Raw genomic sequence first — 22,000 nt, 5'->3', positions numbered from 1 at the left:
GTGGGCTTCCCCTTCCGATCCGCCTGCGGATCGGGGTGAGGCCCGGGATCGGGACCGTCTGCGTTCAGCCCAGCTCGTCGAGCATCCGCCGCTGCTCCGGGGTCAGACCGTCGTGGAGCTCCTCCCGCGCCTCCGCGGCGGCGGTCGTCTCCGGGGCGGGCGTGGAGGCTGCGGGCGCCGGTTTGCGGCGCGACACCTTGCCCTGCACGGCGTCGTACAGCTCGCCGGCCTTCGCCCGCAGCCTGTCGTCGACCTGGTCGTAGATCATCCAGCCGAACAGCAGGAAGAGCGGCGGGAGCGCGTAGCTCCAGAAGCCCGAGGCGCGGACGCCGCTCAGCCAGACGACGGCCACCCAGATGAGCAGCTCGACGAGATAGACGAGGACGTACTGGACGACCTTCTCGCCGGTCCTCGTGCGATCGGCCGCGGACTTCGCCGCCGCGTTGCGGAACGCCGCGGTGAGCAGCGGCTTCACGAAGAGCGCCGCGAGCGTCAGGATGACGGCCGCCCACAGCGCGGTGAACCCGACAGAGACACCCGACGACAGCAGGCCGATGAGCAGCAGCACCGCGACGTTGAACACGTAGAGTGCGGCGAACCGGACGATTCCGTTCTTCATCTGACCAGAATTCCACACACTCTCGGATGCCGCGGCATCTCCGTGCGGAGCCTGGTGGGGATCAGCGTGCGGGAAACGCGCGTTCGACCGCATCGACCACGGTGCCGTAGACGGAGTCCCACGGGACGAGCGGGGGAGTGACCCCGGCGAGTTCGAGGCTCACGGCTCCATGCACCTGCGCCCAGACGGTGAGAGCGGCGGCCATGACCTGCGGTTCGTCGACGCGGGCCGCGAGCGCGCGCACGAGCGGCGCCATCGCCGTGCTCATGGTCGCGTCATCGGGGCGGCAGTCCGCGGTCGCCACTGCGCCGCCGAACATGAGGCGGTAGAGCGCGGGATTCTCCATCGCCCACGTCCGATACGCGAATCCGAGTGCGCGGAGCCCTTCCGGTTCGGCCGTGGCCTGCGCCTCGCCGAACGACGCGAAGCCGTGCTCGATGACCGCGACGAGCAGTTCGGTCTTCCCGCCGAACAGCGCGTAGACCGCTGAGGTCGAGGTGCCGGCGTTCTGTGCGATGTCGCGGAGACTGATCCGCTCGGGGCCCTTGTCGTCGACCATCTCGGCCGTCGCGTCGAGCAGGCGGTCGCGCAGGGCGTCGTCGTACAGGGGAGGTCTTGCCATGGGATCGATCTTATCGTAACGTTGTTGCATAACGCAGTTACGTAACGATGTTCCAAGGAGAGCGCATGACTCAGCACGTCTTCCCCGGCAGGTTCACGGCCGCTCCGGAACGATCGGATGTGACGGTCTTCCTGATCGGGATGCGAGCCAATCGGTGGTGGCAGCTCGGCAGGGTGTGGCGGACGGCCAGCAAGATGCCCCCGATGCTGCAGCATCTCGTGACGCACCCGGAGGCGGGGATGCTCGGAGTGCACAGCTGGTTCGGTCGCACGACGATCCTGCTGTCGTACTGGGAGAGTCCGGGGCATCTGCAGCGGTTCGCCGCCGACCGCGACGCACCCCATCTGCAGCCCTGGCGCGACTTCATGCGCACGCTGCAGGGAACGGGGAGCGTCGGCGTGTGGCATGAGACCTATCAGGTGCCGACAGCGGATCTGGAGGCCGTCTACGTCGACATGCCGGCATTCGGACTCGCGGCGGCGACCGCGCACGTCCCCGTGGGGCCGGGCATGAAGACGGCGCGCCAGCGGATGGGTCGCTGACGCGCCGGCGTCATCAGAGCTCAGCCCTGGGGGTGCAGGCTGCTCTCGATGTTCGTGATGCGAGCCTGCTCGTCGAAGCGGAAGGTCGCAGTGCCCGTGCCGTCGGCGACCGTGGCCCCCGAGAACGCCTCGTCGGTCCACGTGAGGTTCCACCCGGCGAGACGGGCGGCGTCCCAGACCGCCGTCCGGGCATCAGGCAGAGCCAGGCCCGAGAGGATCCGCGGAAGGGCGATGGAGGCTGCGGCGACGGTCAGGGCGGGGAGCGGCGCATCGAGCAGGAAGACGGCGTACGTGCCCCCGCCGACCGGCGCGAGGTAGTAGGGCGCTCGACCGGTGAGCTCGACCGCGACCGCGCCGACCGTGTGGGCGGCTGTGGTGATCCAGTCGGCGTCGCCGGCGGCGTCCGCGGGGAAGGGGAGCTCCTGCTCGCTCAGCTCCGGGATGCCGTGCTCCCTGCCGTAATCGCGCAGCTGGCCGGCGATGCCGGCAGGGTCGCCCTGCGGGTGCGCCCACGCCCAGAGCAGCGAGCGGGGACCGGGGGCGATCGTCGCGACGAGGTGGGCGCGGGCCACGAGCCGGCGCGTGGCATCGGCGTTCGAGGTGAAGGTGAGGGTGCCCGCCGCCATGTCGGCATCCCATCGATTGTCACCGAGGTCCTCGAGGGCGGTGGCCAGGGAGTCCTGACGGAGGGCGGAGAACAGTGCGGCACGGTCTGCGAGCGGCTGGAGCGCGGCGAAGGTCATGCCCACAGTCTCGCCCGGATTGCTATGAATCCGCCAACTCCGAGCGCGGGGACACTGCATCGGAGGGGCGGCCCATCCGCCAGACACTCGGTACCACCAGTGTCACGGCGGCGAGCACGGCATAGAGGATCCCCGAGGTGACCAGCACCGTCTCGACATCGCTGCGGGTGATCAGCCAGCCGTAGACGAGGGTGCCGATCGGCATCACGACGAAGCTGCCGAGCATGTCGTAGCTCGAGACGCGGGACAGCTTGTCGCCCGGGATGTTCTCCATCATCGCGAGGTTCCACCCGGTGCTGAACACCTCGGCCCCGGCGCCGGCGAGGAAGGCGGCGATGGCGAGCAGCACCACCGCGGGGTGCACGCCGAGGACGGTGAGCGGGATCGCGAACGCGGCCATGCCGATCATGCCGTAGCGCAGGGGGCGTTTCAGCGGGAACCACATCAGGACGAGGGTCATGAGCAGGATGCCGACGCCTTCGGCGCTGACGACCCACCCCCAGCCGGCGATGCCGAGCCGTTCGTCGTTCTTGGCGATGTACGGACCGACGACGCCCCACGCGCCGATGTGGATCGCGTTCATGACCATGAAGGCGAGAACGATGACCCACAGCCACGTGCGACTCCAGAACTCCTGCCACCCGATCCTGAGGTCGTGGAACATCGTGGTTCCGCCCGCATGATCAGGCGGAGGCAGTCGGACCATCGCCAGGACGGGGATCGCGATGACCCAGCCGATCGCCTGCACGACCATGGCCCAGGCGGGGCCGGCCGCGGCCACGACGATGCCCGCGATGATCGGGCCGCCGATCGTGGTCGCCGAGCGCACGAACGACAGCATCGCGTTGGCCTGCTGCAGGTGCTCGGGGGAGGTCAGCTGCGGGATGATCCCCTGCATGGCGGGGAGGACGAACGCGGTGGACGCACCGTTCACCACCGACAGCAGAGCGAGCAGGGGAACCGTGGCTGTGCCGCTGAACAGGAGGGCGGCCATCGCGCCGACCGTCAGGATGTCGATGACGTAGCAGGACTGGATGATCAGCGCGCGAGGCAGCCGGTCGGCGATCACGCCGCCGAAGAGCAGGAAGACGATGTTGCTGACGGTGAAGGCGGCCAGGACCAGGGAGAGCGAGCGTGCGTCGTTGTCGATCTCGAGCACGGCGAAGGCCAGCGCGATCGACGACATCGACCCTGCGATCAGAGTGATGGCGCGGGCGAGGAAGAACCAGCGGAATCCTCGGTCCTGCATCGCTGCGAGGGCGCGGATCATGACCGCTCGTCGCTGCTCTGCATCCGTCAATCCTGCCACTCGAGGGCAGCGGCAGGCGTCAGTAGCTGGCGCGGGTCGTGTCGTCGGATGCCGGGATGAAGCGGGCGGCCAGAGCCTCGGATGCGCGTGCCAGCATCGCCACGTCGGCACCGACCGCCACGAAGTCCGCGCCGGCGGCGGTGTACGCATCGGCGGCGGAGGGATCGAAGGCGTTCACACCGACGGGCGTGCCTGCGGCCGCGACCGCGGCGAACACCTGCTCGACGGCGGCGACGACATCCGGATGCGTCTGCTGCCCGAGCAGGCCCATCGACGCGGAGAGGTCGGACGGGCCCACGAACACGGCGTCCACGCCCTCGACCGCCGCGATCTCGGAGGCGGCCTCCACCCCGGCGACCGTCTCGATCTGCACGATGAGGGAGGTGTGCCGCGCCGAGTCGCGCAGGTAGCCGTCGACCCGGTTCCAGCGGGCGCTGCGGGCGAGCGCGCTCCCGACTCCTCGGACACCCTCTGGCGGATAGCGGGTCGCCGAGACGGCCGCGCGTGCCTCCTCGGCCGACGAGACCATCGGGACGATGAGGTTCTGTGCTCCGAGGTCGAGGACCTGTTTGATCGCCACGGTGTCGTTGGACGGCACGCGCACCACCGGGGTGATCGGATAGGCGGCGACGACCTGCAGCTGCAGCAGCGTGGACTCGAGCGTGTTGGCCGAATGCTCCATGTCGATCAGCAGCCAGTCGAGGCCGGAGCCCGCAGCCACCTCGGTGACGAGGGCACTGCCTGAGCACGCCCACATCCCGATGAGCGGGCGATCGGAGACGGCGAGATGCTCGCGGAAGGAGGGGCTCAGATGAAGCGGCATTCGATCGTTCCCATCGGTCCGTAGTCGCACAGCACCTGATCGCCGCGAGACACCCACATCGGGCGTGTGAACGATCCTGCCAGGATGACCTCGCGGGCCTCGAGACGCGCGCCGTGCTGGTGGAACTTGTTCGCGAGCCAGGCGACGCCGGTGGCGGGGTGGCCCAGCACGCCGGCGGCGACTCCGGTCTCCTCGATCTCGCCATTGCGCGAGAGCACGCCGGGCACCCATCGCAGGTCGATCTCGTCCGGGCGCCTGTGCACATCGCCGAGGACCATGGCCCCGTAGGCGGCGTTGTCGCTGATCGTGTCGACGATCGTCCTGCCCTCGAGCTCGATGTGCGAGTTCAGCACCTCGAGCGCCGGCACGGCGTAGTCGATCGCGGCGAGGGCGTCGTCGAGCGTGCAGTCGGGCCCCTCGAGCGGATGCTTGAGCACGAACGCGAGCTCGACCTCGATGCGCACGTTCGAGAAGTGGTCGACCGGGATCTCGGCACCCGACTCGTAGACGGTGTCGTCGAACATCACCCCGTAGTCGGGCTCGGTGATGCCGGTGGCCTGCTGCATCGCCTTCGACGTCAATCCGATCTTGCGTCCGACGAGACGGCGTCCCGCGGCGATCTGCGAGTCGCGCCAGACCCCCTGGATCGCGTATGAATCCTCGACCGTCGCGTCCGGGTACCGGGCGGTGATCCGGGGGATCACCGAGTGGGTCCGGTCGGCCTCGGCGAGCTCTCCGGCGATCTGCGCGACGATGTCTGCTGACAGCATCCGTCTCTCCTCTGTGTGCGAACCTGCGTGCGAACCTGCGGATGAATCGATCAGAGCTGGTGGCCGAGCTTGTACTCGCCCTGCTTGTATTCCGGCATGGCCTCGTCGTCGCCGGGTCGCGTGTACGAGAAGCCGTCGGCACCGATCGTGACGGCCATCTCGGAGTCGTCGGTGCGGGCGACGACGGGCTGCGGGTTGCCGTCGAGGTCGAGCACGAGCGAGGCCTCGGTGTACCAGGACGGGACGACCGGGTTGCCCCACCAGTCGCGGCGCTGGTTGTCGTGCACATCCCAGGTGATGACGGGGTTGTCGGGGTCGCCCGTGTAGTAGTCCTGCGTGTAGACCTCGACACGGTGACCGTCGGGGTCGCGGAGGTAGAGGTAGAACGCGTTCGAGACGCCGTGACGGCCCGGGCCGCGCTCGATCGCGTCGGAGCGGCGGAGGGCTCCGAGCTTGTCGCAGATCGCCAAGATGTTGTGCTTCTCGTGCGTCGCGAAGCAGACGTGGTGCATGCGCGGACCGTCGCCGCCGGTCATCGCGGTGTCGTGCACGGTGGGCTTGCGACGCATCCACGCCGCATACACGGTGCCCTCATCGTCCTGGATGTCCTCCGTGACGCGGAACCCCAGATCCTGCATGAACTTCACGGCGCGGGGCACGTCGGGGGTGACCTGGTTGAAGTGGTCGAGTCGAACGAGCTCGCCCGGGATGTGCAGGTCGTAGCGCCACGACATGCGCTCGACGTGGTCGGACTGGTGGAAGAACTCGATGGGGAAGCCCAGCGGGTCGACCACGCGCACCGAGTCGCCGACGCCCTTGACGAAGCCCTCCGGGTTGCGGCGCACGTCGCAGCCGAGCTCGGTGTAGAACGCCACGGCGAGGTCGAGATCCTCAGCCGAGCGCACGCGGTAGGAGAACGCGGCGACAGCGGCGATCGGCCCCTTGCGCAGCACGAGGTTGTGGTGGATGAACTCCTCGGTCGAGCGGAGGTAGATCGCCTCGTCGTCCTCTTCGGTGACATACAGCCCCAGGACGTCGACGTAGAACACCCGCGAGGCCGCGAGGTCGGTGACGACCAGCTCCATGTAGGCGCAGCGCAGCACGTCCGGGGGAGTGCTCTCGGGCGTCGCGATCGGGTTGGCGGTCTCGATCGGAGCCTCCTGGCTCACGTAGTAGCCCGAGGAGGTCAGCGTCTTCGCAGTCTTGTCGGTCATGTCGGGTCCTTGCTCAGTTCTTGCCGAAGGTCGGGTTGTGCGCGCCGCCGAGCGTGATGTGCACGCTCTGCTGGTCGGTGTAGAAGTCGATCGAGCGGTAGCCGCCCTCGTGGCCCAGGCCCGAAGCCTTGACGCCGCCGAAGGGGGTGCGCAGGTCGCGCACGTTGTTGCTGTTCAGCCACACCATGCCCGCCTCCACGGACTGCGCGAAGTTGTGGGCGCGCTTCAGGTCGTTCGTCCAGATGTAGGCGGCCAGGCCGTACTTCGTGTTGTTCGCGAGCGAGAGCGCCTCGTCGTCGGAGTCGAACGGGGTGATGGCGACGACGGGGCCGAAGATCTCCTCCTGGAAGATGCGGGCATCGGGGGAGACGTCGGCGAACACCGTCGGCGCGACGAAGTTGCCCTCGTCGAAGCCCTCGGGGCGGCCGCCGCCGGCGACGAGGCGGCCCTCGGTCTTGCCGATCTCGACGTAGCTCATCACCTTGTCGTAGTGCTCGGGGTGCACGAGCGCGCCGACCTCGGTGGCGGGGTCGTGCGGGTAGCCGACCTTCACGCGCTTCGCCTGGGCGGCGTAGCGCTCGACGAACTCCTCGTAGATGGAGCGCTCGACGAGGATGCGGGAGCCGGCGGTGCAGCGCTCGCCGTTGAGGGAGAACACGCCGAAGATCGTCGCGTCGACCGCGGCCTCGATATCGGCATCGGCGAAGACGACGGCGGGGGACTTGCCGCCGAGCTCCATCGACAGGCCCTTGAGGAACGGTGCGGCGTTGCCGAAGATCAGCTGTCCGGTCGAGCTCTCGCCCGTGAACGAGATGAGCGGCACGTCGGGGTGCTTCACGAGGGCGTCTCCGGCGTCTTCGCCGAGGCCGTTCACGAGATTGAACACGCCCTGCGGCAGCCCGGCCTCCTCGAAGATGCCCGCCCAGAGCGAGGCGGAGAGCGGCGTGAACTCGGCGGGCTTGAGCACCACGGTGTTGCCGGTCGCGAGTGCGGGGCCGAGCTTCCACGACTCGAGCATGAACGGCGTGTTCCACGGCGTGATGAGGCCGGCGACGCCGATCGGCTTGCGGTTGACGTAGTTCATCTGCTTGCCGGGAACCTTGAAGGCGTCATCGGACTGGGCGACGATCAGGTCGGCGAAGAAGCGGAAGTTCTCGGCCGCGCGGCGGGCCTGGCCGAGCGCCTGGGTGATCGGCAGGCCGGAGTCGTACGACTCGAGCTCGGCGAGGCGGGCATCCCGCGACTCGACGATGTCGGCGATCCTGTGCAGCACCCGCGAGCGCTCCCGCGGCAGCATCCGCGGCCAGGGGCCCTCGTCGAACGCGCGCGTGGCAGCGGCGACGGCGAGCTCGATGTCGGCCTTCTTGCCGGCGGCTGCGGTCGTGTAGGTCTTGTTCGTCACCGGATCGAGCACATCGAACGTGTCACCGTCGACGGAGTCGACGAACGCTCCGTCGATGTAGTGCTGGATGTGGTCGGGCAGGTCTGCGGGGATGCGGGAATCGGTCATGACTCGTCTCCTGAGTTGTGGTGAGAACGGGTGTGCAGCGCGTCGAGGAAGGCGTCCCTCGTGCGCAGGCGGTGGTTGCGGGCGGCGAGCTCGATCTCGAGCGGGTCGGCGCCCGTTCGGATCAGCTCGAGGATCTGCGCGTGCTCCTCGACCGAGTGCTGAGCCCGGCCGGGCACGTAGGCGAAGGTCGAATCCCGGATGCCGGACAGCCGCGCCCAGCCGCGGTGCACGAGGTCGAGCAGGTGCGGATTCGGGCAGGGTTCGAAGAGCAGCGAATGGAACTGCCTGTTGAGCTCGGTGAACGCGTGGGCGTCGAGATGACCGAGCATCTGGATCATCCGCTCGTTCACCGCCTCCGCGGCGTCGAGCGCCTCGGCGTCGAGGAAGGGAGCGGAGAGGGCGGTGGCCGAGCCTTCGACCAGCCCGAGCGTCTGCATCGTGTGCGCGTATTCGCTCTCGTCGACGAGGGTCACCCGCGCGCCCACGTTGCGCTCGAACGTCACGAGGCCCTCGGCTTCGAGCCGGCGGATCGCTTCACGCACCGGCACGACGCTCATCCCGAGCTCTTCCGCCAACGATCCCAGCACCAGACGGTAACCGGGGCCGAAGACGTGTCCCGAGATCCGTGAGCGGATCCAGGCGTACGCCTGCTCCGACTTGCTGGAGTTCGCCACCGTCGTCATGAGCCGGCACCGGTGCCGGTGGCGGCTTCGTACTTCTCCCGCCACGCGGCGTTGAGCGGGAAGAGGCCGTCGACCGGATGTCCGGCGGCGACCTGCTCGGCGATCCACGCGTCCTCGATCTCCTGCGCGAGAGCATCGTCTGCGACCTGCTCGGCGAGCGAGGGAGGGATCACGATGACGCCGTCGCCGTCGCCCACGATGATGTCGCCCGGCTGGACCGTGGCGCCGCCGCACGAGATGGTGACGTCGGAGTCCCACGGCACGTGCCTGCGTCCGAGGACCGAGGGATGAGCGCCCTGCGAGAAGACCGGGAGGCCGATCTCGGCGACCGCATCGAAGTCGCGCACACCGCCGTCGGTCACGACTCCGGCGGCTCCGCGGGCGCGGGCGCGGAGCGCGAGGATGTCGCCCAGTGTTCCGGTGGTCGCGTCGCCGCGCGCTTCGATCACGATGATCTCGCCCTCGCCGACGGCGTCGAACGCCCGCTTCTGGGCGTTGTATCCGCCGCCATGGCTCGCGAACAGGTCTTCTCTGAACGGCACGAAACGCAGCGTCTTGGCCGTGCCGACGATCTTGCTGCCGGGGAGGTTCGCAGAGACGCCGTCGATGAAGCACGAGTGGTGTCCGCGCTTGCGCAGCTGCGACGAGAGGCCGGCTGTCGGAGCTTCCATCAGCTTGGCGCGGAGCTCGGGGGACAGCGCGGACGTGGCCTCAGGCGGCAGACCCGCGTCTTCGCGGGAGCCCCATGCCTCGGTGCGCTGCAGGTCGTCGACGGCGGGAAGCGAGCCGACCTCGGCGTCGAAGGGCACATCGCCCTGCGTGACGGTGGTCACCAGGCGTCCCGAGGAGGGGGAGCCCTCGGTATCCGGAGCATCCACCTCGATCTCGACCACATCGCCGGGGACGATCACGGAGGAACCCGCCGGCGTGCCGGTGAGGATGACGTCGCCGGGTTCGAGCGTGAAGTGCTGAGAGAGGTCGGCGACCAGCTGGGCGAGGGGGAAGATGAGGCCGGCGGTGGTGTCGTCCTGACGCAGGTCGCCGTTGACCCAGGCCCGGACACGCAGGGCCGCGGGGTCGATCGCGCGGGCGTCGATCAGCTCGGGGCCGAGAGGCGTGTAGCCGTCGCCGCCCTTGGAGCGCACGTTGGATCCCTTGTCGTTGGCGCGCAGGTCGTAGAGGCCGAGGTCGTTCGAGGCGGTGACCCAGCCGACATGGCTCCACGCGTCATCGAGCGAGACGCGGCGGGCAGGGGTGCCGATGACGAGCGCGATCTCGCCCTCGAAGGCGAGCAGCTCGGTGCCGGCCGGGCGCTCGACCGTGCCCCCGGAGACACCGACGGAACTCGCCGGCTTGAAGAAGTAGGAGGGAGCTGCGGGGCGCCGGCCGCGCTGGTCGGCACGGGACGCGTAGCTCAGATGGATCGCGATGATCTTGCCGGGGCGGGTCATGGATGCCGTCACGGGGCGCCTCCTCGCGCTTCACGTCGACGCCTTGTGCGTCGTATTCGAAATCATATATCATCGTGTCACCCCTCGGCAAGCAACTCGACACACCTCGGACGCGAGCCGTGACAATGCGGTCACAATCAAAGGAGACACCCCTATGAGCGGGCAGTCACAGGCTGGGTTCACACCCACCGGAACCATCGCGACACCGGCCGATCGGCGCCGGGTCGTGTTCGCCACCGTCGTCGGCACCACGGTCGAGTGGTACGACTTCTTCATCTACGCCACGGCGGTCGGGCTGGTCTTCGGGCAGCTCTTCTTCGAGCCGCTCGGCGCGAACAGCGCGTTGATCGCCTTCGCCACCGTCGGCGTCAGCTTCCTCTTCCGCCCGCTCGGAGCGTTCCTCGCGGGACACTACGGCGACAAGCTCGGGCGCAAGACCGTTCTCATGTGGACGCTGATCCTGATGGGAGCGGCGACCGCGCTCATCGGAGTCCTGCCGACCTACGACGCGATCGGGATCGCCGCACCCATCCTGCTGGTGCTGCTGCGCATCCTGCAGGGCATCTCGGCCGGAGGCGAGTGGGGCGGTGCGGTGCTGATGGCCGTCGAGCACGCCCCGAAGAAGAAGCGCGGGATCTTCGGCGCGTCGCCCCAGATCGGTGTGCCGCTCGGTCTGCTGCTCGCGTCGGGAGTGATGGCGCTGATGACGGCGATCGCCCCCGGAGACCAGTTCATCCAGTGGGGCTGGCGCATCCCGTTCCTGCTCAGCGTCGTCCTGATCCTGGTCGGCTACTACGTGCGCCGCAAGGTCGAGGAGAGCCCGGTGTTCATCGAGCTCGCCGAGCGCAAGGAGAAGGCGAGCATGCCGATCGTGCAGCTGTTCCGCAAGCACCTCCTGCTCGTCATCGTCGCCGCCCTCGTCTTCGCCGGCAACAACGCGGTCGGGTACATGACGACCGGCGGATACATCCAGGGCTACGCCACCAACCCCGAGGGCCCGATCGGTCTCGAGCGCGGACCGGTGCTGTGGGCGGTCACCGGCTCGGCCGTCACCTGGCTCATCACGACGCTCATCGCCGGGTGGCTGTCGGACCGCATCGGTCGGCGCACCACCTACATCATCGGCTGGGTGATGCAGCTCGTCGGTGTGTTCACGCTCTTCCCGCTCGTGAACACCGGCCAGGTCGGACTGCTGTTCGCCGGCCTCGCGATCCTCACGATCGGTCTCGGCTTCACCTACGGGCCGCAGGCGGCGCTCTACACCGAGCTCTTCCCCGCCAGCATCCGCTTCTCGGGCGTCTCGATCTCGTATGCGATCGGCGCCATCGCCGGCGGTGCGTTCGCGCCGACCATCGCGACCGCCATCGTGCAGGCGACCGGCTCGACGCAGGCCGTCACGTGGTATCTCGCCGGCATGACGCTGCTCGGCCTCGTGGCGACGCTGCTGCTGCGTGATCGCTCGGGCATCCCGCTGGGGCCGGATCACGAGGAGGAGCAGTCCGTGAGCCCGATCCGCGGGCTCGCCAGGGCCTGACCCGCATCCACGCACGAGCGCACGTCCGCCTGGCGGGCGTGCGTTCATGCGTGTGCAGGAGAGCGTCGGTCCGGTTCTCCGCCGCCGAGCGCTCAGCCGTCGAGCGCGTCGCGGATCGCGGATGCCGAGCGCCTCAGGCGGTCCGCGATCTCGGCGTCGTCGAGGGCGGTCGCGACGTGGACGACCGCGATCGCCGCGGGCCGCTGGCCGCGCAGCACGAGGGGCACGGCGACGGACTGCACGGTGGGGATGACCTCGTCATGGCTCGTCGCATATCCGCGGGCGCGAGCCCGGTCGACCTCTGCGCACAGTGTCGCCCCCGGTTCTCCGGGCCACTGGGGCACCGGGAGCTGCGTGAGGATCGCCTTGCCGGGCGCTCCGACCGTGACGGAGTGCCTGGCGCCCGGTCGCTGGGCGACGCTCGCGATCGCGTGGCGGGGCTCGATGCTCGCGAGCGTGATGCAGTCATCGCCGTCGAGCACGCCGAGGAAGCAGGTCATGCCGAGCTCGTTGGCGATCGCGGTCAGCTCGGGGATGGCCTCGGCCTGCAGATCGTGAGCCACGCCCGCTGCCAGCGCGGCCATGCGCGGTCCCAGGGTCACGGCGCCTGAGGCGTCCCTTCCGATGAGTCGGTGGTCTTCCAGGGTGCGCAGCAGGCGATAGGCGACCGAGCGATGCACGTCGAGTCGCGCGGCGATCTCGTCGATCGTGAGGGGGATCCGCGCATCGGCGAGAACCTCCAGGATGCGGATGCCGCGACTCAGGGTCTGCGAGGCCGGAGTGCCTTCGGGCATGCGTGCGCTCCCTTGCGTTTCGAGACGACCGTCCCTAAGCTGTGTTCAATAGTAGAACGTTGTGTTCGAATATAGAACACGCGCCGTTCGAAGGCAACACCTGACAGAGAAGTCCGGAAGGAATCGACGACGATGCAGTTCCACCACCACGGCTATGTCTCCGGAGACCCCCGCGTGAAGGACGCCGCGGGGCTCGGCGCGGACCGGCCCGCCGACCTCCCCGACGAGATCGATGTGCTGATCGTCGGCTCGGGTCCCGCCGGCATGCTGCTCGCGGCGCAGATGTCGCAGTATCCCGACATCTCCACGCGCATCATCGAGAAGCGCGAGGGTCGTCTGGTGCTCGGGCAGGCCGACGGCATCCAGCCGCGCAGCGTCGAGACGTTCCAGGCGTTCGGATTCGCCGAGCGCATCATCGCCGAGGCCTACAACATCGGCTGGATGAACTTCTGGGGTCCGAATCCCGAGAAGCCCGACGAGATCGTCCGCACGTCGCGGACGGCGGACTACGCCTACGACATCTGCGAGTTCCCGCACCTCATCGTCAACCAGGCACGCGTGCTCGACTACTTCGCCGAGGCGGCGTCGAACGGTCCCGGCCGCATCGCGCCCGACTACGGCATCGAATTCGCCGGACTCACCGTGCACGACGAGGGCGAGCACCCGGTCGAGGTCTCCCTGCGCTACGTCGCAGGGGAGCGGACCGGCGAAGAGCGCACGATCCGCGCGAAGTACGTCGTCGGCTGCGACGGCGCACGCAGCGGCGTGCGCCAGGCGATCGGCCGCACGCACGTCGGCGGCAGCGCTGCGCATGCCTGGGGTGTCATGGACGTCCTCGTGAACACCGACTTCCCCGACTGGCGCACCAAGTGCGCGATCAACTCGGAGGCGGGCAACATCCTGCACATCCCGCGGGAGGGCGGGTACCTCAGCCGGATGTACATCGACCTCGGCGAGGTCGCCGAGGACGACGACCACCGCGTGCGGCAGACGCCCATCGAGGACATCATCGCCAAGGCGAACGCGATCCTCAGCCCCTACACGCTGGACGTGAAGGAGGTCGCGTGGCACAGCGTCTACGAGGTCGGCCACCGGGTCACCGACGGGTTCGACGACGTGATCGACGGGTCGGGTCGCACGCCGCACGTGTTCCTCACGGGCGATGCCTGCCACACCCACAGCGCGAAGGCCGGCCAGGGCATGAACGTGTCGATGCAGGACGGATTCAACCTCGGCTGGAAGCTCGGATCGGTACTGACCGGTCGGGCGCCCGAGGCGCTGCTCGCGACCTACGGTGCTGAGCGTCGGCCGGTCGCGCAGCAGCTCATCGACTTCGATCGGGAGTGGTCGACCCTGATGGCGCGCAAGCCGTCGGAGATCACCGACCCCACGGACCTCGCGACGTACTACCTGGCGACGGCGGAGTTCCCCTCCGGCTTCATGACGCAGTACACCTCGTCGATGATCACCGGCTCGGACGCACATCAGGCACTTGCGGGCGGCTTCCCCCTCGGCAAGCGCTTCAAGTCGGCCGAGGTCGTGCGGGTGGGCGACGGCAACGCGATCCATCTCGGGCACCACGCCAAGGCGGACGGGCGCTGGCGCGTCTACGCGTTCGCGGGTCGCGATGCGGCGACGCTCGACGCGTGGGCCGAGTCGGCGGCTCCGGTGCTCTCCCGGTTCACGCCTGCGGATGCCGACACCGATGCCGTCTTCGACGTCAAGGCGATCTACCAGCAGCCGCACGAGGAGGTCGAGGTCACCTCGGCGCCTGCGCTGTTCCAGCCGAAGACCGGTCCGCTCGGGCTCACCGACTGGGAGAAGGTCTACGCGGCCGGCCCGTCGAAGTGGACCGAGACCGACATCTTCGAGGCGCGGGAGCTGTCGCGCGACGGTGTCATCGTCGTGGTGCGGCCCGATCAGTACGTCGCCGCGATCCTGCCCCTCGACGCGACGGACGAGCTGGCGTCGTTCTTCGAGGGGGCGCTGCTGCCGGCATCCTGAGCCTGCGATCCGGAGGGCATCTGCGATCGCAGATCTCCTCCCCATCGGGCGTCAGTGACGAGCGCAGACTGCTGCGGGCGAGAGTCTCTGGCGGGTGTCGGAGGCCCCGCGTACTCTGAGGGCCGATGGGCGAAGGCGCCCCGACAGGAGGAATGCGCGATGGAGTGGAAGATCGAATTGATCTTCGTCCCGGTCTCGGATGTCGACCGGTCGAAGGAGTTCTACGAGAGGATCGGCTTCCACGCCGATCATGATCAGGTGCCCTACGAGGGCCTGAGGTTCGTGCAGATGACACCGCCGGGGTCGGCCTGCTCGATCGCCTTCGGCACCAACCTGGGCGAGGGACTGCTCCCTGGGCAGCAGAACACGATCCAGGTGGTCGTTCCGGATGCCGATGAGGCGCTGGCGCACCTGAAGGGCCTCGGCGTCGAGGCGCAGGGGGTCGATGAGCAGGCGTGGGGCCGTTTCGTCACCTTCGACGACCCCGACGGCAACACCTGGACACTGCAGGAGCTTCCCGACTACGGCGCGCAGTCCTGACGTGCTGTGATCCGGACGCTCACCGGACGCGCTCGACGAGGGTGAGCAGCGCTTCCGGTGCGCCCTCGGGGAACAGGACGCGGGTGCCGGCACGGATGTCGTCGATCGGCACCCAGCGAACCGGGCTGCCCTCGTCGAGGATGTGAAGCTCGGCGTCGAGGGGCACCGCATCCAGCTCGGCGGATGTCACCGCGAACACATGGGCGATCTCGTGACCGGGCGCGCCTTCGTACGTGAAGATGTTCTCGAAGACGCCGAGTGGCTCGGCGCCCTCGAGAGTGACGCCGAGCTCCTCCATGAACTCGCGACCGAGAGCTTCTGCGGCGGTCTCACCGAATTCGATCCCGCCGCCGATCGCCCGGAGGAAGTCCAGGCCGCGCGAGGCGTCGTGCCCTTCGAGCGCGAGCAGGTGTCCGTCCTTGACGGGCAGGCCGACGGCGATGTTGCGGATGGCAGGCATCTCGGAAGGCTAACGCAGCGGGTGTGTGACGACGGGCTCAGGTCAGGAGGGACGCCCCGCCGGAGACCTCGATTCCGCCGGTCGGCGGGATCGTCACGGTCAAGAGGCTCGGACGACGCACGTGAGCGCCCTGATGGATGCGGACGGTCGTCGCCGGGTGTCCGAGGTCGCGCAGATACGCCCCGACCGATGCAGCCGCCGAGCCCGTCGCCGGGTCCTCGGTGATCCGTCCCACCGGGAAGAGGTTGCGGGCATCGAAGTCGGCGGTGCTCGCCGCGTGCAGCACTGTCGAGGTGCCGAACCACCCCTGCTCGCGCATGAGTGCGGCGACCTCGGCGGGCGAGAAGCGGAACTGATCGAACAGGTCCCGATCACGGAGCACGACGATCGGATGCCAGTTGCCGGCGAACGATTCCTTGGCGGGGAAGCGCTCATCGAGATCCGCCGGGGTGAGTCCGAGCAGCGCGAGGAACCGGTCGAGCACGTCGGAGTCGAGATCGCGCACCTGCGGCTCGACGCTCGTGAACGACACGGTCACCGCGCCATCCCGATCCACCGTCGAGCGCAGCGTCACAGCGCCCGCGTTCGTGTCGAACACGACATCGCCCGGCCCGTCGCGCTCGGCGAGGGCGACCGCCGTCGCGACGGTCGCGTGTCCGCAGAACGGCACCTCAGCCGACGGCGACCAGTAACGCGCCCGGTAGCGCGGCACACCGTCGCCATCGGTGCGTGCGACGAGGAAGGCGGTCTCGGAGAATCCGACATCCACGGCGATCCGCTGCATCTGCTCGTCGCTCAGATCTGAGCCATCGAGTACGACTCCCGCGGGGTTGCCGCCGTCGGGCGTCGCGGCGAATGCGCTGTATCGCAGGACTCCGGAATTCTCGGTCATGACGAGGAGCCTAGCGACTCGGCGAGGTCAGGAATTCACCCGGATGATCTCCTGCTGGTACGGCGCGATCACGTCACCCGAGATGCGCAGGTCGAGCAGCAGGAACCGCCGCGTCGCAGCATCCTCCTGCGTCCATGTGGCGAGTCGAGCGAGGTCTGCGAGCGTCTTCACGACGACGCCCTCCGCGCCCACCGCGGCGCCGAACGCCGCGAAGTCGACCTCGGGGATGCGCATCGGGCCCTCGGCGAGCCCCTTGAGCCCGTAGAGGTTGACCTCGGCACCGTAGGCGGCGTCGTTCCAGATCACGGCGATGCCTCGACCCGCTGCCGCGCGCACGGCCGACTCGAGGTCGGCGATCGCCATGAGTCCGCCGCCGTCGCCCGACGTCAGTACGACGGTCGACTCGCGGCGGGCGAGGGCCGCGCCGACGACACTCGGCCAGCCCTGCCCGATCGACTGGAAGGCGGTGCCGACCATCATCATGCGGTCGGGGGCCTCGACCGGCCAGTACATGTTCGCCCAGCCGATGAAGTGCCCGCCGTCGGAGACGACGACGCGATCGGAGGGCAGGAGCTCGGCGATGCGGCGGGCGGCGGAGCGGGGGTCGAGGCGTCCGTCGGGAGCGAGCTCGTCGCCCTCGTCGTACGCGCGTGCGGCCTCGACGTCGACCGTCTCGCGCCACGGCTGTGCGGGCACAGCGTCGGATGCCGGGTGCGACTCGCCGTGCTGGACAGTCGGAGTCTCGGTGCGGTGCGCCTCCGCTCCGAGGCCGTGCTCGGCAGAACCGCTCTCAGGGGCGGCGCCGGAGCCGAGCGAGCCGACCCGGGCGACGAGCTCCTCGGCCGCCACGCGAGCATCCGCACGCACGAAGCCGCCGACGTGCGGGTGCGTGGCTGCGGGCGCGATGTCGATCTGGAAGACCCTGGTGCCCGGTGCGAAGAGTTCGCCGAATCGCATCGTGAACTGGTTCAGGGAGGCGCCGAACACGACGGCGACATCGGCGGTGCGCACGAGTTCCATGGCGCCGTCGGCCCCGAATCCTCCCGTGACGCCGAGGTCGAACCGGGTGTCGGGGAAGACACCGCGCCCCAGCGCTGAGGAGGCCGTCAGAGCGCCGGTGAGGGTCGCCAGCTCGCCGAGCGCCGCACCGGCCCCCGCGAGCCAGGCGCCGCGACCCGCCAGCAGGAAGGGGCGCGATGCTCCGTGAAGCGCCTGGGCGATCTCGTCGAGCGTGCCCTCGGCGAACTCGCCGCGCGGCGCGAGCGGCGCGGGGATGCGCGGCAGCGGAGCCTCGGGCACCGGGCCGGCCTCGCGTGAGGCCACGTCGTAGGGGATCGCCAGCACGACGGGCACGCGGTAGGTCAGTGCGTGCTCGATCGCGATGACGGTGGTCGCTGCGGCATCCGCGTGCCCGACCGTATAGGTGCGGGCACCGACCGCCGAGGCCAGGGCGATCTGGTCGACGTCCCATGGACGAGGGCCGGACGTCGGCTCGTCGCCCACCACCAGCACGAGGGGGACATGCGCCTGCACGGCCTCGGCGAGTGCTGTGAGGGTGTTCGTGAAACCGGCGCCGTAGGTCGAGGTGCCCGCGGCGATCCTGCCGGACGCGCGGAAGTGCGCATCGGCGGCGACCACTGCGCCCTGCTCATGACGGACGGCCGTGAAGACGGCATTCGTCTGGGTCTCGATCGCGTCGAGGAAGTAGGCGTTGCCGTTGCCCATCACACCGAAGACGGCGTCGATGTGCTGGGCGAGAGTGAGTGCGACGTGCGCGGAGACGGAGGGCATGCGAAAGCCTTTCGAGACAGGGACGGAGAACGTTCGTATTCCGTATGTGTCTCGCCCCCGCGTCATCGTGGGGAGCTTCGTGCCTCTTTTTCAGGCACCGGCGTCGGAGAGCGCCGGACGCGTCGATCCTATCGCGCCCGTGCCGACGCGGCGCCGACTTGCGCGCGTAACACCGCCGAAACCGCGACACGGAAACATGCGGCCATGGAGTCACTGTTCGACGGATACACCTCGCGCCGGTCGCCGCAGCGAGCGGGGGCCGCGCCGTGGGACGAGATGTTCCCTGCCGATGCGCAGCCCGGTGGTGGGGGAGTGCGCCTGCCCTATCAGGACATGTATCCCGCGCTCGCGAGCATGGACGACGCCGAGCTGAGGGCACGGACCGACGCGCTCGCCAGCTCGTACCTCGCGCAGGGGGTGACGTTCGACTTCGCCGGGGAGGAGCGTCCGTTCCCGCTCGACGTGGTGCCTCGCGTGGTCGCCGCCGACGACTGGCGCTATGTCGAGTCGGGGGTGAAGCAGCGGGTGCGTGCGCTCGAGGCCTTCCTTGCCGACGTCTACGGTCGGCAGCACGCGGTGCAGGACGGCGTGATCCCCTCGTCGCTGATCAGCTCCTCCGCGCACTTCCACCGTCAGGCGGCCGGCATCGTCGGAGCGAACGGCGTGCGCATCCATGTCGCGGGGATCGACGTCATCCGCGACGAGCTCGGAGCCTGGCGCGTGCTCGAGGACAACGTGCGCGTGCCGAGCGGCGTCAGCTACGTGCTCGCGAATCGCCGGGTGATGGCGCAGACGCTCCCCGAGCTGTTCACCAGCCTGCGCGTGCGTCCCGTCGTCGACTACCCGGGCCGGCTGCTCCAGGCGCTGCGTGCGGCGGCGCCGGACGGCGTCGATGATCCGACCGTCGTCGTGCTGACCCCCGGGGTGCACAACTCGGCGTACTACGAGCACACCCTGCTCGCTCGCATGATGGGCATCGAGCTCGTCGAAGGACGAGATCTCTTCTGCTCGGGCGGTCGGGTGTGGATGCACACGACCTCGGGGCCGACGCGGGTGGACGTGATCTACCGCAGGGTCGATGACGAGTTCCTCGACCCGCAGCAGTTCCGTCCGGACTCGGTGCTGGGCGCGCCGGGGCTGATGCTCGCGGCGCGCCTCGGCACCGTGACGCTCGCGAACGCCGTCGGCAACGGCGTGGCCGACGACAAGCTCGTGTACACGTACGTCCCCGATCTGATCCGCTACTACCTGGGAGAGGAGCCGGTGATCCCGAACGTCGACACCTGGCGGCTCGAGGAGCCGGACGCGCTGGAGGAGGTGCTCGACAGGCTCGACGAGCTGGTGGTGAAGCCCGTCGACGGATCCGGCGGGAAGGGGCTGGTCGTCGGCCCCGACGCGTCGCGCGAGACGCTGGACGAGTTGCGTCGGTCGCTGCGGGCGGATCCCCGAGGCTGGATCGCCCAGCCGGTCGTGCAGCTCTCGACCATCCCGACGCTCGTGGAGGACGGATTCCGCCCGAGACACGTCGATCTGCGACCCTTCGCCGTGAACGACGGGCACGACATCTGGGTGCTGCCCGGCGGTCTCACTCGCGTCGCTCTGCCCGAGGGGCAGCTCGTCGTGAACTCGAGCCAGGGTGGAGGGTCGAAGGACACCTGGGTGTTGGATCCGTCGCTCTTCACCGGGCCGACGTCGACTCTGGACGGAGACCCGGACGCCGCCGCAGACGAGGTGTCGCTGGCGACCGGGGCGATCGCCGTGGTCGCTCCGGCGCGTGAGGAACCGCATCCGCCCTTCCTCTCGTCTCCGCAGGACGAGGACCTGGACCTGCGTCACCACCAGCAGCAACAGCAGCAACAGCAGCAGCAGCAGCAGGGAGGCGCAGGATGCTGAGTCGCATCGCCGAGGCGCTGTTCTGGATCGGCCGCTACGTCGAGCGCGCCGACGGCACCGCCCGCATCCTCGATGTGCACCTGCAGCTGCTGCTCGAGGATCCGTGGGTCGAGGAGGACACCGCATGTCGGGCGCTCCTGTCGGTGATGGGGACGACGGCGGATGCCGGCACCGTGCTGAGCCGGGACGACGTCGTGCGGCTGCTCGCGCTGGATCGTGAGCACTCCGCGTCGATCGCCCATTCGATCGCGGCGGCGCGGGAGAACGCTCGTCGAGCGCGCGAGATCATCTCGACGGACCTCTGGGAGACGCTGAACGAGTCGAACGCACGGATGCCGCGGCGGATCGCCTCGGACAAGACGCACCCGTTCTTCCGCTGGGTGCGTGATCGGTCGGCGCTGGCCTTCGGGGTCGTCGACTCCTCGACGAGCCGGGATGAGGCCTGGCACTTCTTCGTGCTCGGCCGCTCGATCGAGCGCGCGGACATGACGGCGCGGCTGCTGGCGACGCGGTCGCTGACCGAGGCAGGCGGGCCGAGCTGGACGACGCTGCTGCGCAGCTGCGGGGCGTACGAAGCCCATCTGCGCAGCCACCGGGCGGTGCCCACGGGAGCGTCCGCCGTGGAGTTCCTCCTGATCGACCGGCTGTTCCCCCGATCGGTGCTCTCGAGCATCCTCCAGGCCGAGGAGTGTCTGCGCGGTATCGATCCGGCGGGTGCGTTCGGCGTGCCCGATCGGGCGCATCGCGTCTTGGGACGCATGCGGTCGGAGCTCGAGTACCGACCGATCGGAGACACCGTGCATCGGCTGTCGGAGAGCATGGAGGAGGTCCAGGTGGGGATGTCGGTGGCGAGCGACGCGATCAGGGAGCGGTACTTCCCCTCGATCGCGATGCCGGTGTGGATCGGAGAGGCGCTGTGAGTCGGCTCAAGATCGTTCACCGCACCGGCTTCCGCTACGAGCAGCCGGCGACGGCGTCGTACAACGAGGCGCGGATGCTGCCGCACTCCCGGGACGGACAGTTCGTGCTGCAGGCGACGCTCGACATATCGCCGACCGCGACCCAGCACTCGTACACCGACTACTGGGACACCCGGGTCTCGACGTTCGAGCTGCTGACCCCGCATCAGATGCTCTCGGTCACCGCGACGAGCGTGGTGGATGTGAGGCCGCTGCCGACGGGAGAGGCGGACATCGACTGGGACGAACTGGCAGCCCGGATACCCCAATCGCTCGAACTCGCGGAATGCGTGGCGCAGACGCCTGCCACCGCTCCGGATGACGAGATGCGCGACCTCGCCCTGCACATCGAAGCGGAGGGTGGTGGCGTCGACGAGACGGCCCGGGAGATCTGCCGCACCGTCGGGGAGGCCATGGAGTATCGCAGCGGCGTCACCGGCGTGAGCTCGACCGCCCGCGACGCGTGGCCCACCCGGTCCGGCGTCTGCCAGGACATCGCTCATGTGGCGCTGGGCGTGCTGCGCGCCGCGGGGATCCCGGCGCGCTACGTGTCGGGGTACCTGCATCCCGATCCGACGGCGGCGATCGGACAGGCTGTGACGGGGGAGTCGCACGCCTGGGTCGAGTGGTACTCCGGCGAGTGGCGCGGATACGACCCCACCAACCTCGTCGACATCGGCGAATCGCACGTCTATGTCGGCCACGGTCGGGACTACGCCGATGTCGCACCGCTGCGCGGGGTGTACGCGGGACCCAGCGCCTCCGAGCTGTTCGTCTCGGTCGAGGTCACGCGCCTCGGCTGAGGCGACGGCGTGGCGGGAGTTCGAGTGGTGGTGCAGGAGAATGA

General features: G+C 69.2%; 21 protein-coding genes. 7 read left to right on the top strand and 14 right to left on the bottom strand.

What is annotated here, in order from left to right:
- Positions 1-64: 64 nt before the first annotated feature.
- Entirely contained in the window at positions 65-619 is a 555-nt protein-coding gene (locus LQZ85_RS15765) for a hypothetical protein (RefSeq protein WP_056277411.1), read from the bottom strand.
- Between the two features lie 61 nt (positions 620-680).
- Positions 681-1,241, bottom strand: coding sequence for a TetR/AcrR family transcriptional regulator (locus LQZ85_RS15760; protein WP_230101194.1), 561 nt, complete (start codon positions 1,239-1,241; stop codon positions 681-683).
- 65 nt (positions 1,242-1,306) lie between these two features.
- Between LQZ85_RS15760 and LQZ85_RS15755 the strand changes: the two genes are divergently transcribed.
- A complete protein-coding gene (locus tag LQZ85_RS15755; RefSeq protein ID WP_230101193.1) occupies positions 1,307-1,783 on the top strand; it encodes a DUF4188 domain-containing protein in 477 nt (158 codons plus the stop codon).
- 20 nt (positions 1,784-1,803) lie between these two features.
- On the opposite strand, the gene LQZ85_RS15750 is transcribed toward LQZ85_RS15755, so the two are convergent.
- The 8 genes from LQZ85_RS15750 to LQZ85_RS15715 are packed head-to-tail and all read right to left on the bottom strand — an operon-like array spanning position 1,804 to position 10,286.
- Positions 1,804-2,526: a DUF6882 domain-containing protein gene (locus LQZ85_RS15750; protein WP_230101192.1), complete on the bottom strand. Its 723-nt coding sequence runs from the start codon at positions 2,524-2,526 to the stop codon at positions 1,804-1,806.
- Between the two features lie 22 nt (positions 2,527-2,548).
- A complete protein-coding gene (locus LQZ85_RS15745; RefSeq protein WP_230101191.1) occupies positions 2,549-3,796 on the bottom strand; it encodes an MFS transporter in 1,248 nt (415 codons plus the stop codon).
- Positions 3,797-3,854: 58 nt separating this feature from the next.
- Positions 3,855-4,658: an HpcH/HpaI aldolase/citrate lyase family protein gene (locus LQZ85_RS15740; protein WP_230101190.1), complete on the bottom strand. Its 804-nt coding sequence runs from the start codon at positions 4,656-4,658 to the stop codon at positions 3,855-3,857.
- Positions 4,643-5,428, bottom strand: a complete 786-nt coding sequence (locus tag LQZ85_RS15735; protein ID WP_230101189.1) for a fumarylacetoacetate hydrolase family protein — start codon at positions 5,426-5,428, stop codon at positions 4,643-4,645. The genes LQZ85_RS15740 and LQZ85_RS15735 overlap by 16 nt, the downstream gene beginning before the upstream one ends.
- Positions 5,429-5,478: 50 nt before the next feature.
- Complete coding sequence (hpaD, locus tag LQZ85_RS15730; RefSeq protein WP_053095410.1) at positions 5,479-6,642, bottom strand: 3,4-dihydroxyphenylacetate 2,3-dioxygenase; 1,164 nt, start codon at positions 6,640-6,642, stop codon at positions 5,479-5,481.
- Positions 6,643-6,655: 13 nt separating this feature from the next.
- Positions 6,656-8,152 (bottom strand): 5-carboxymethyl-2-hydroxymuconate semialdehyde dehydrogenase, encoded by a 1,497-nt coding sequence (gene hpaE / locus LQZ85_RS15725; RefSeq protein WP_053095411.1) that lies wholly within the window; start codon positions 8,150-8,152, stop codon positions 6,656-6,658.
- Complete coding sequence (locus tag LQZ85_RS15720; protein ID WP_053095412.1) at positions 8,149-8,835, bottom strand: GntR family transcriptional regulator; 687 nt, start codon at positions 8,833-8,835, stop codon at positions 8,149-8,151. The genes hpaE and LQZ85_RS15720 overlap by 4 nt, the downstream gene beginning before the upstream one ends.
- Positions 8,832-10,286 carry a fumarylacetoacetate hydrolase family protein gene (locus LQZ85_RS15715; RefSeq protein WP_230101202.1) on the bottom strand — a complete coding sequence of 485 codons (1,455 nt, stop codon included), beginning with the start codon at positions 10,284-10,286 and terminating at the stop codon, positions 8,832-8,834. The genes LQZ85_RS15720 and LQZ85_RS15715 overlap by 4 nt, the downstream gene beginning before the upstream one ends.
- 154 nt (positions 10,287-10,440) lie before the next feature.
- Here LQZ85_RS15715 and LQZ85_RS15710 point away from each other — a divergent pair, with 154 nt between their 5' ends.
- Positions 10,441-11,820 carry an MFS transporter gene (locus tag LQZ85_RS15710; protein ID WP_053095414.1) on the top strand — a complete coding sequence of 460 codons (1,380 nt, stop codon included), beginning with the start codon at positions 10,441-10,443 and terminating at the stop codon, positions 11,818-11,820.
- A 92-nt stretch (positions 11,821-11,912) separates the two neighbouring features.
- On the opposite strand, the gene LQZ85_RS15705 is transcribed toward LQZ85_RS15710, so the two are convergent.
- A complete protein-coding gene (locus LQZ85_RS15705) occupies positions 11,913-12,614 on the bottom strand; it encodes a helix-turn-helix domain-containing protein (RefSeq protein WP_230101188.1) in 702 nt (233 codons plus the stop codon).
- A 132-nt stretch (positions 12,615-12,746) separates the two neighbouring features.
- Here LQZ85_RS15705 and LQZ85_RS15700 point away from each other — a divergent pair, with 132 nt between their 5' ends.
- Together LQZ85_RS15700 and LQZ85_RS15695 are read left to right on the top strand one after the other, a co-directional pair.
- Positions 12,747-14,618, top strand: a complete 1,872-nt coding sequence (locus LQZ85_RS15700; RefSeq protein ID WP_072590903.1) for an FAD-dependent monooxygenase — start codon at positions 12,747-12,749, stop codon at positions 14,616-14,618.
- A 159-nt stretch (positions 14,619-14,777) separates the two neighbouring features.
- A complete protein-coding gene (locus LQZ85_RS15695) occupies positions 14,778-15,158 on the top strand; it encodes a VOC family protein (protein ID WP_072590904.1) in 381 nt (126 codons plus the stop codon).
- Positions 15,159-15,177: 19 nt separating this feature from the next.
- Here LQZ85_RS15695 and LQZ85_RS15690 read toward each other — a convergent pair whose 3' ends face one another.
- From LQZ85_RS15690 to LQZ85_RS15680, 3 genes are read right to left on the bottom strand one after another with little or no spacing between them, the layout of a single operon-like run.
- Positions 15,178-15,618, bottom strand: coding sequence for an NUDIX domain-containing protein (locus tag LQZ85_RS15690; RefSeq protein WP_072590905.1), 441 nt, complete (start codon positions 15,616-15,618; stop codon positions 15,178-15,180).
- Between the two features lie 37 nt (positions 15,619-15,655).
- Positions 15,656-16,510: a PhzF family phenazine biosynthesis protein gene (locus LQZ85_RS15685; RefSeq protein WP_230101187.1), complete on the bottom strand. Its 855-nt coding sequence runs from the start codon at positions 16,508-16,510 to the stop codon at positions 15,656-15,658.
- Positions 16,511-16,537: 27 nt separating this feature from the next.
- Positions 16,538-18,301: a thiamine pyrophosphate-binding protein gene (locus tag LQZ85_RS15680; protein WP_230101186.1), complete on the bottom strand. Its 1,764-nt coding sequence runs from the start codon at positions 18,299-18,301 to the stop codon at positions 16,538-16,540.
- A gap of 204 nt (positions 18,302-18,505) precedes the next feature.
- Here LQZ85_RS15680 and LQZ85_RS15675 point away from each other — a divergent pair, with 204 nt between their 5' ends.
- From LQZ85_RS15675 to LQZ85_RS15665, 3 genes are read left to right on the top strand one after another with little or no spacing between them, the layout of a single operon-like run.
- A complete protein-coding gene (locus LQZ85_RS15675) occupies positions 18,506-20,194 on the top strand; it encodes a circularly permuted type 2 ATP-grasp protein (protein ID WP_053095421.1) in 1,689 nt (562 codons plus the stop codon).
- Positions 20,188-21,114 (top strand): alpha-E domain-containing protein, encoded by a 927-nt coding sequence (locus LQZ85_RS15670; RefSeq protein ID WP_053095422.1) that lies wholly within the window; start codon positions 20,188-20,190, stop codon positions 21,112-21,114. Before LQZ85_RS15675 ends, LQZ85_RS15670 begins: the two co-directional genes overlap by 7 nt.
- Positions 21,111-21,956, top strand: coding sequence for a transglutaminase family protein (locus LQZ85_RS15665; RefSeq protein ID WP_053095423.1), 846 nt, complete (start codon positions 21,111-21,113; stop codon positions 21,954-21,956). Before LQZ85_RS15670 ends, LQZ85_RS15665 begins: the two co-directional genes overlap by 4 nt.
- The last annotated feature ends 44 nt before the right edge of the window (positions 21,957-22,000 follow it).

This window comes from Microbacterium sp. Bi98 (assembly GCF_918698045.1).
Classification (GTDB): Bacteria; Actinomycetota; Actinomycetes; order Actinomycetales; family Microbacteriaceae; genus Microbacterium.
Note: the sequence above shows the minus strand (reverse complement) of the source record. Positions and strands in the feature narration are given on the sequence as shown.

Bases quoted from the DNA above. Each gene is read 5' to 3' on its own strand.
- LQZ85_RS15765 (WP_056277411.1), bottom strand. From the start codon at position 619: ATGAAGAACGGAATCGTCCGGTTCGCCGCACTCTACGTGTTCAACGTC.
- LQZ85_RS15760 (WP_230101194.1), bottom strand. From the start codon at position 1,241: ATGGCAAGACCTCCCCTGTACGACGACGCCCTGCGCGACCGCCTGCTC.
- LQZ85_RS15755 (WP_230101193.1), top strand. From the start codon at position 1,307: ATGACTCAGCACGTCTTCCCCGGCAGGTTCACGGCCGCTCCGGAACGA.
- LQZ85_RS15750 (WP_230101192.1), bottom strand. From the start codon at position 2,526: ATGACCTTCGCCGCGCTCCAGCCGCTCGCAGACCGTGCCGCACTGTTC.
- LQZ85_RS15745 (WP_230101191.1), bottom strand. From the start codon at position 3,796: ATGATCCGCGCCCTCGCAGCGATGCAGGACCGAGGATTCCGCTGGTTC.
- LQZ85_RS15740 (WP_230101190.1), bottom strand. From the start codon at position 4,658: ATGCCGCTTCATCTGAGCCCCTCCTTCCGCGAGCATCTCGCCGTCTCC.
- LQZ85_RS15735 (WP_230101189.1), bottom strand. From the start codon at position 5,428: ATGCTGTCAGCAGACATCGTCGCGCAGATCGCCGGAGAGCTCGCCGAG.
- hpaD (WP_053095410.1), bottom strand. From the start codon at position 6,642: ATGACCGACAAGACTGCGAAGACGCTGACCTCCTCGGGCTACTACGTG.
- hpaE (WP_053095411.1), bottom strand. From the start codon at position 8,152: ATGACCGATTCCCGCATCCCCGCAGACCTGCCCGACCACATCCAGCAC.
- LQZ85_RS15720 (WP_053095412.1), bottom strand. From the start codon at position 8,835: ATGACGACGGTGGCGAACTCCAGCAAGTCGGAGCAGGCGTACGCCTGG.
- LQZ85_RS15715 (WP_230101202.1), bottom strand. From the start codon at position 10,286: ATGACCCGCCCCGGCAAGATCATCGCGATCCATCTGAGCTACGCGTCC.
- LQZ85_RS15710 (WP_053095414.1), top strand. From the start codon at position 10,441: ATGAGCGGGCAGTCACAGGCTGGGTTCACACCCACCGGAACCATCGCG.
- LQZ85_RS15705 (WP_230101188.1), bottom strand. From the start codon at position 12,614: ATGCCCGAAGGCACTCCGGCCTCGCAGACCCTGAGTCGCGGCATCCGC.
- LQZ85_RS15700 (WP_072590903.1), top strand. From the start codon at position 12,747: ATGCAGTTCCACCACCACGGCTATGTCTCCGGAGACCCCCGCGTGAAG.
- LQZ85_RS15695 (WP_072590904.1), top strand. From the start codon at position 14,778: ATGGAGTGGAAGATCGAATTGATCTTCGTCCCGGTCTCGGATGTCGAC.
- LQZ85_RS15690 (WP_072590905.1), bottom strand. From the start codon at position 15,618: ATGCCTGCCATCCGCAACATCGCCGTCGGCCTGCCCGTCAAGGACGGA.
- LQZ85_RS15685 (WP_230101187.1), bottom strand. From the start codon at position 16,510: ATGACCGAGAATTCCGGAGTCCTGCGATACAGCGCATTCGCCGCGACG.
- LQZ85_RS15680 (WP_230101186.1), bottom strand. From the start codon at position 18,301: ATGCCCTCCGTCTCCGCGCACGTCGCACTCACTCTCGCCCAGCACATC.
- LQZ85_RS15675 (WP_053095421.1), top strand. From the start codon at position 18,506: ATGGAGTCACTGTTCGACGGATACACCTCGCGCCGGTCGCCGCAGCGA.
- LQZ85_RS15670 (WP_053095422.1), top strand. From the start codon at position 20,188: ATGCTGAGTCGCATCGCCGAGGCGCTGTTCTGGATCGGCCGCTACGTC.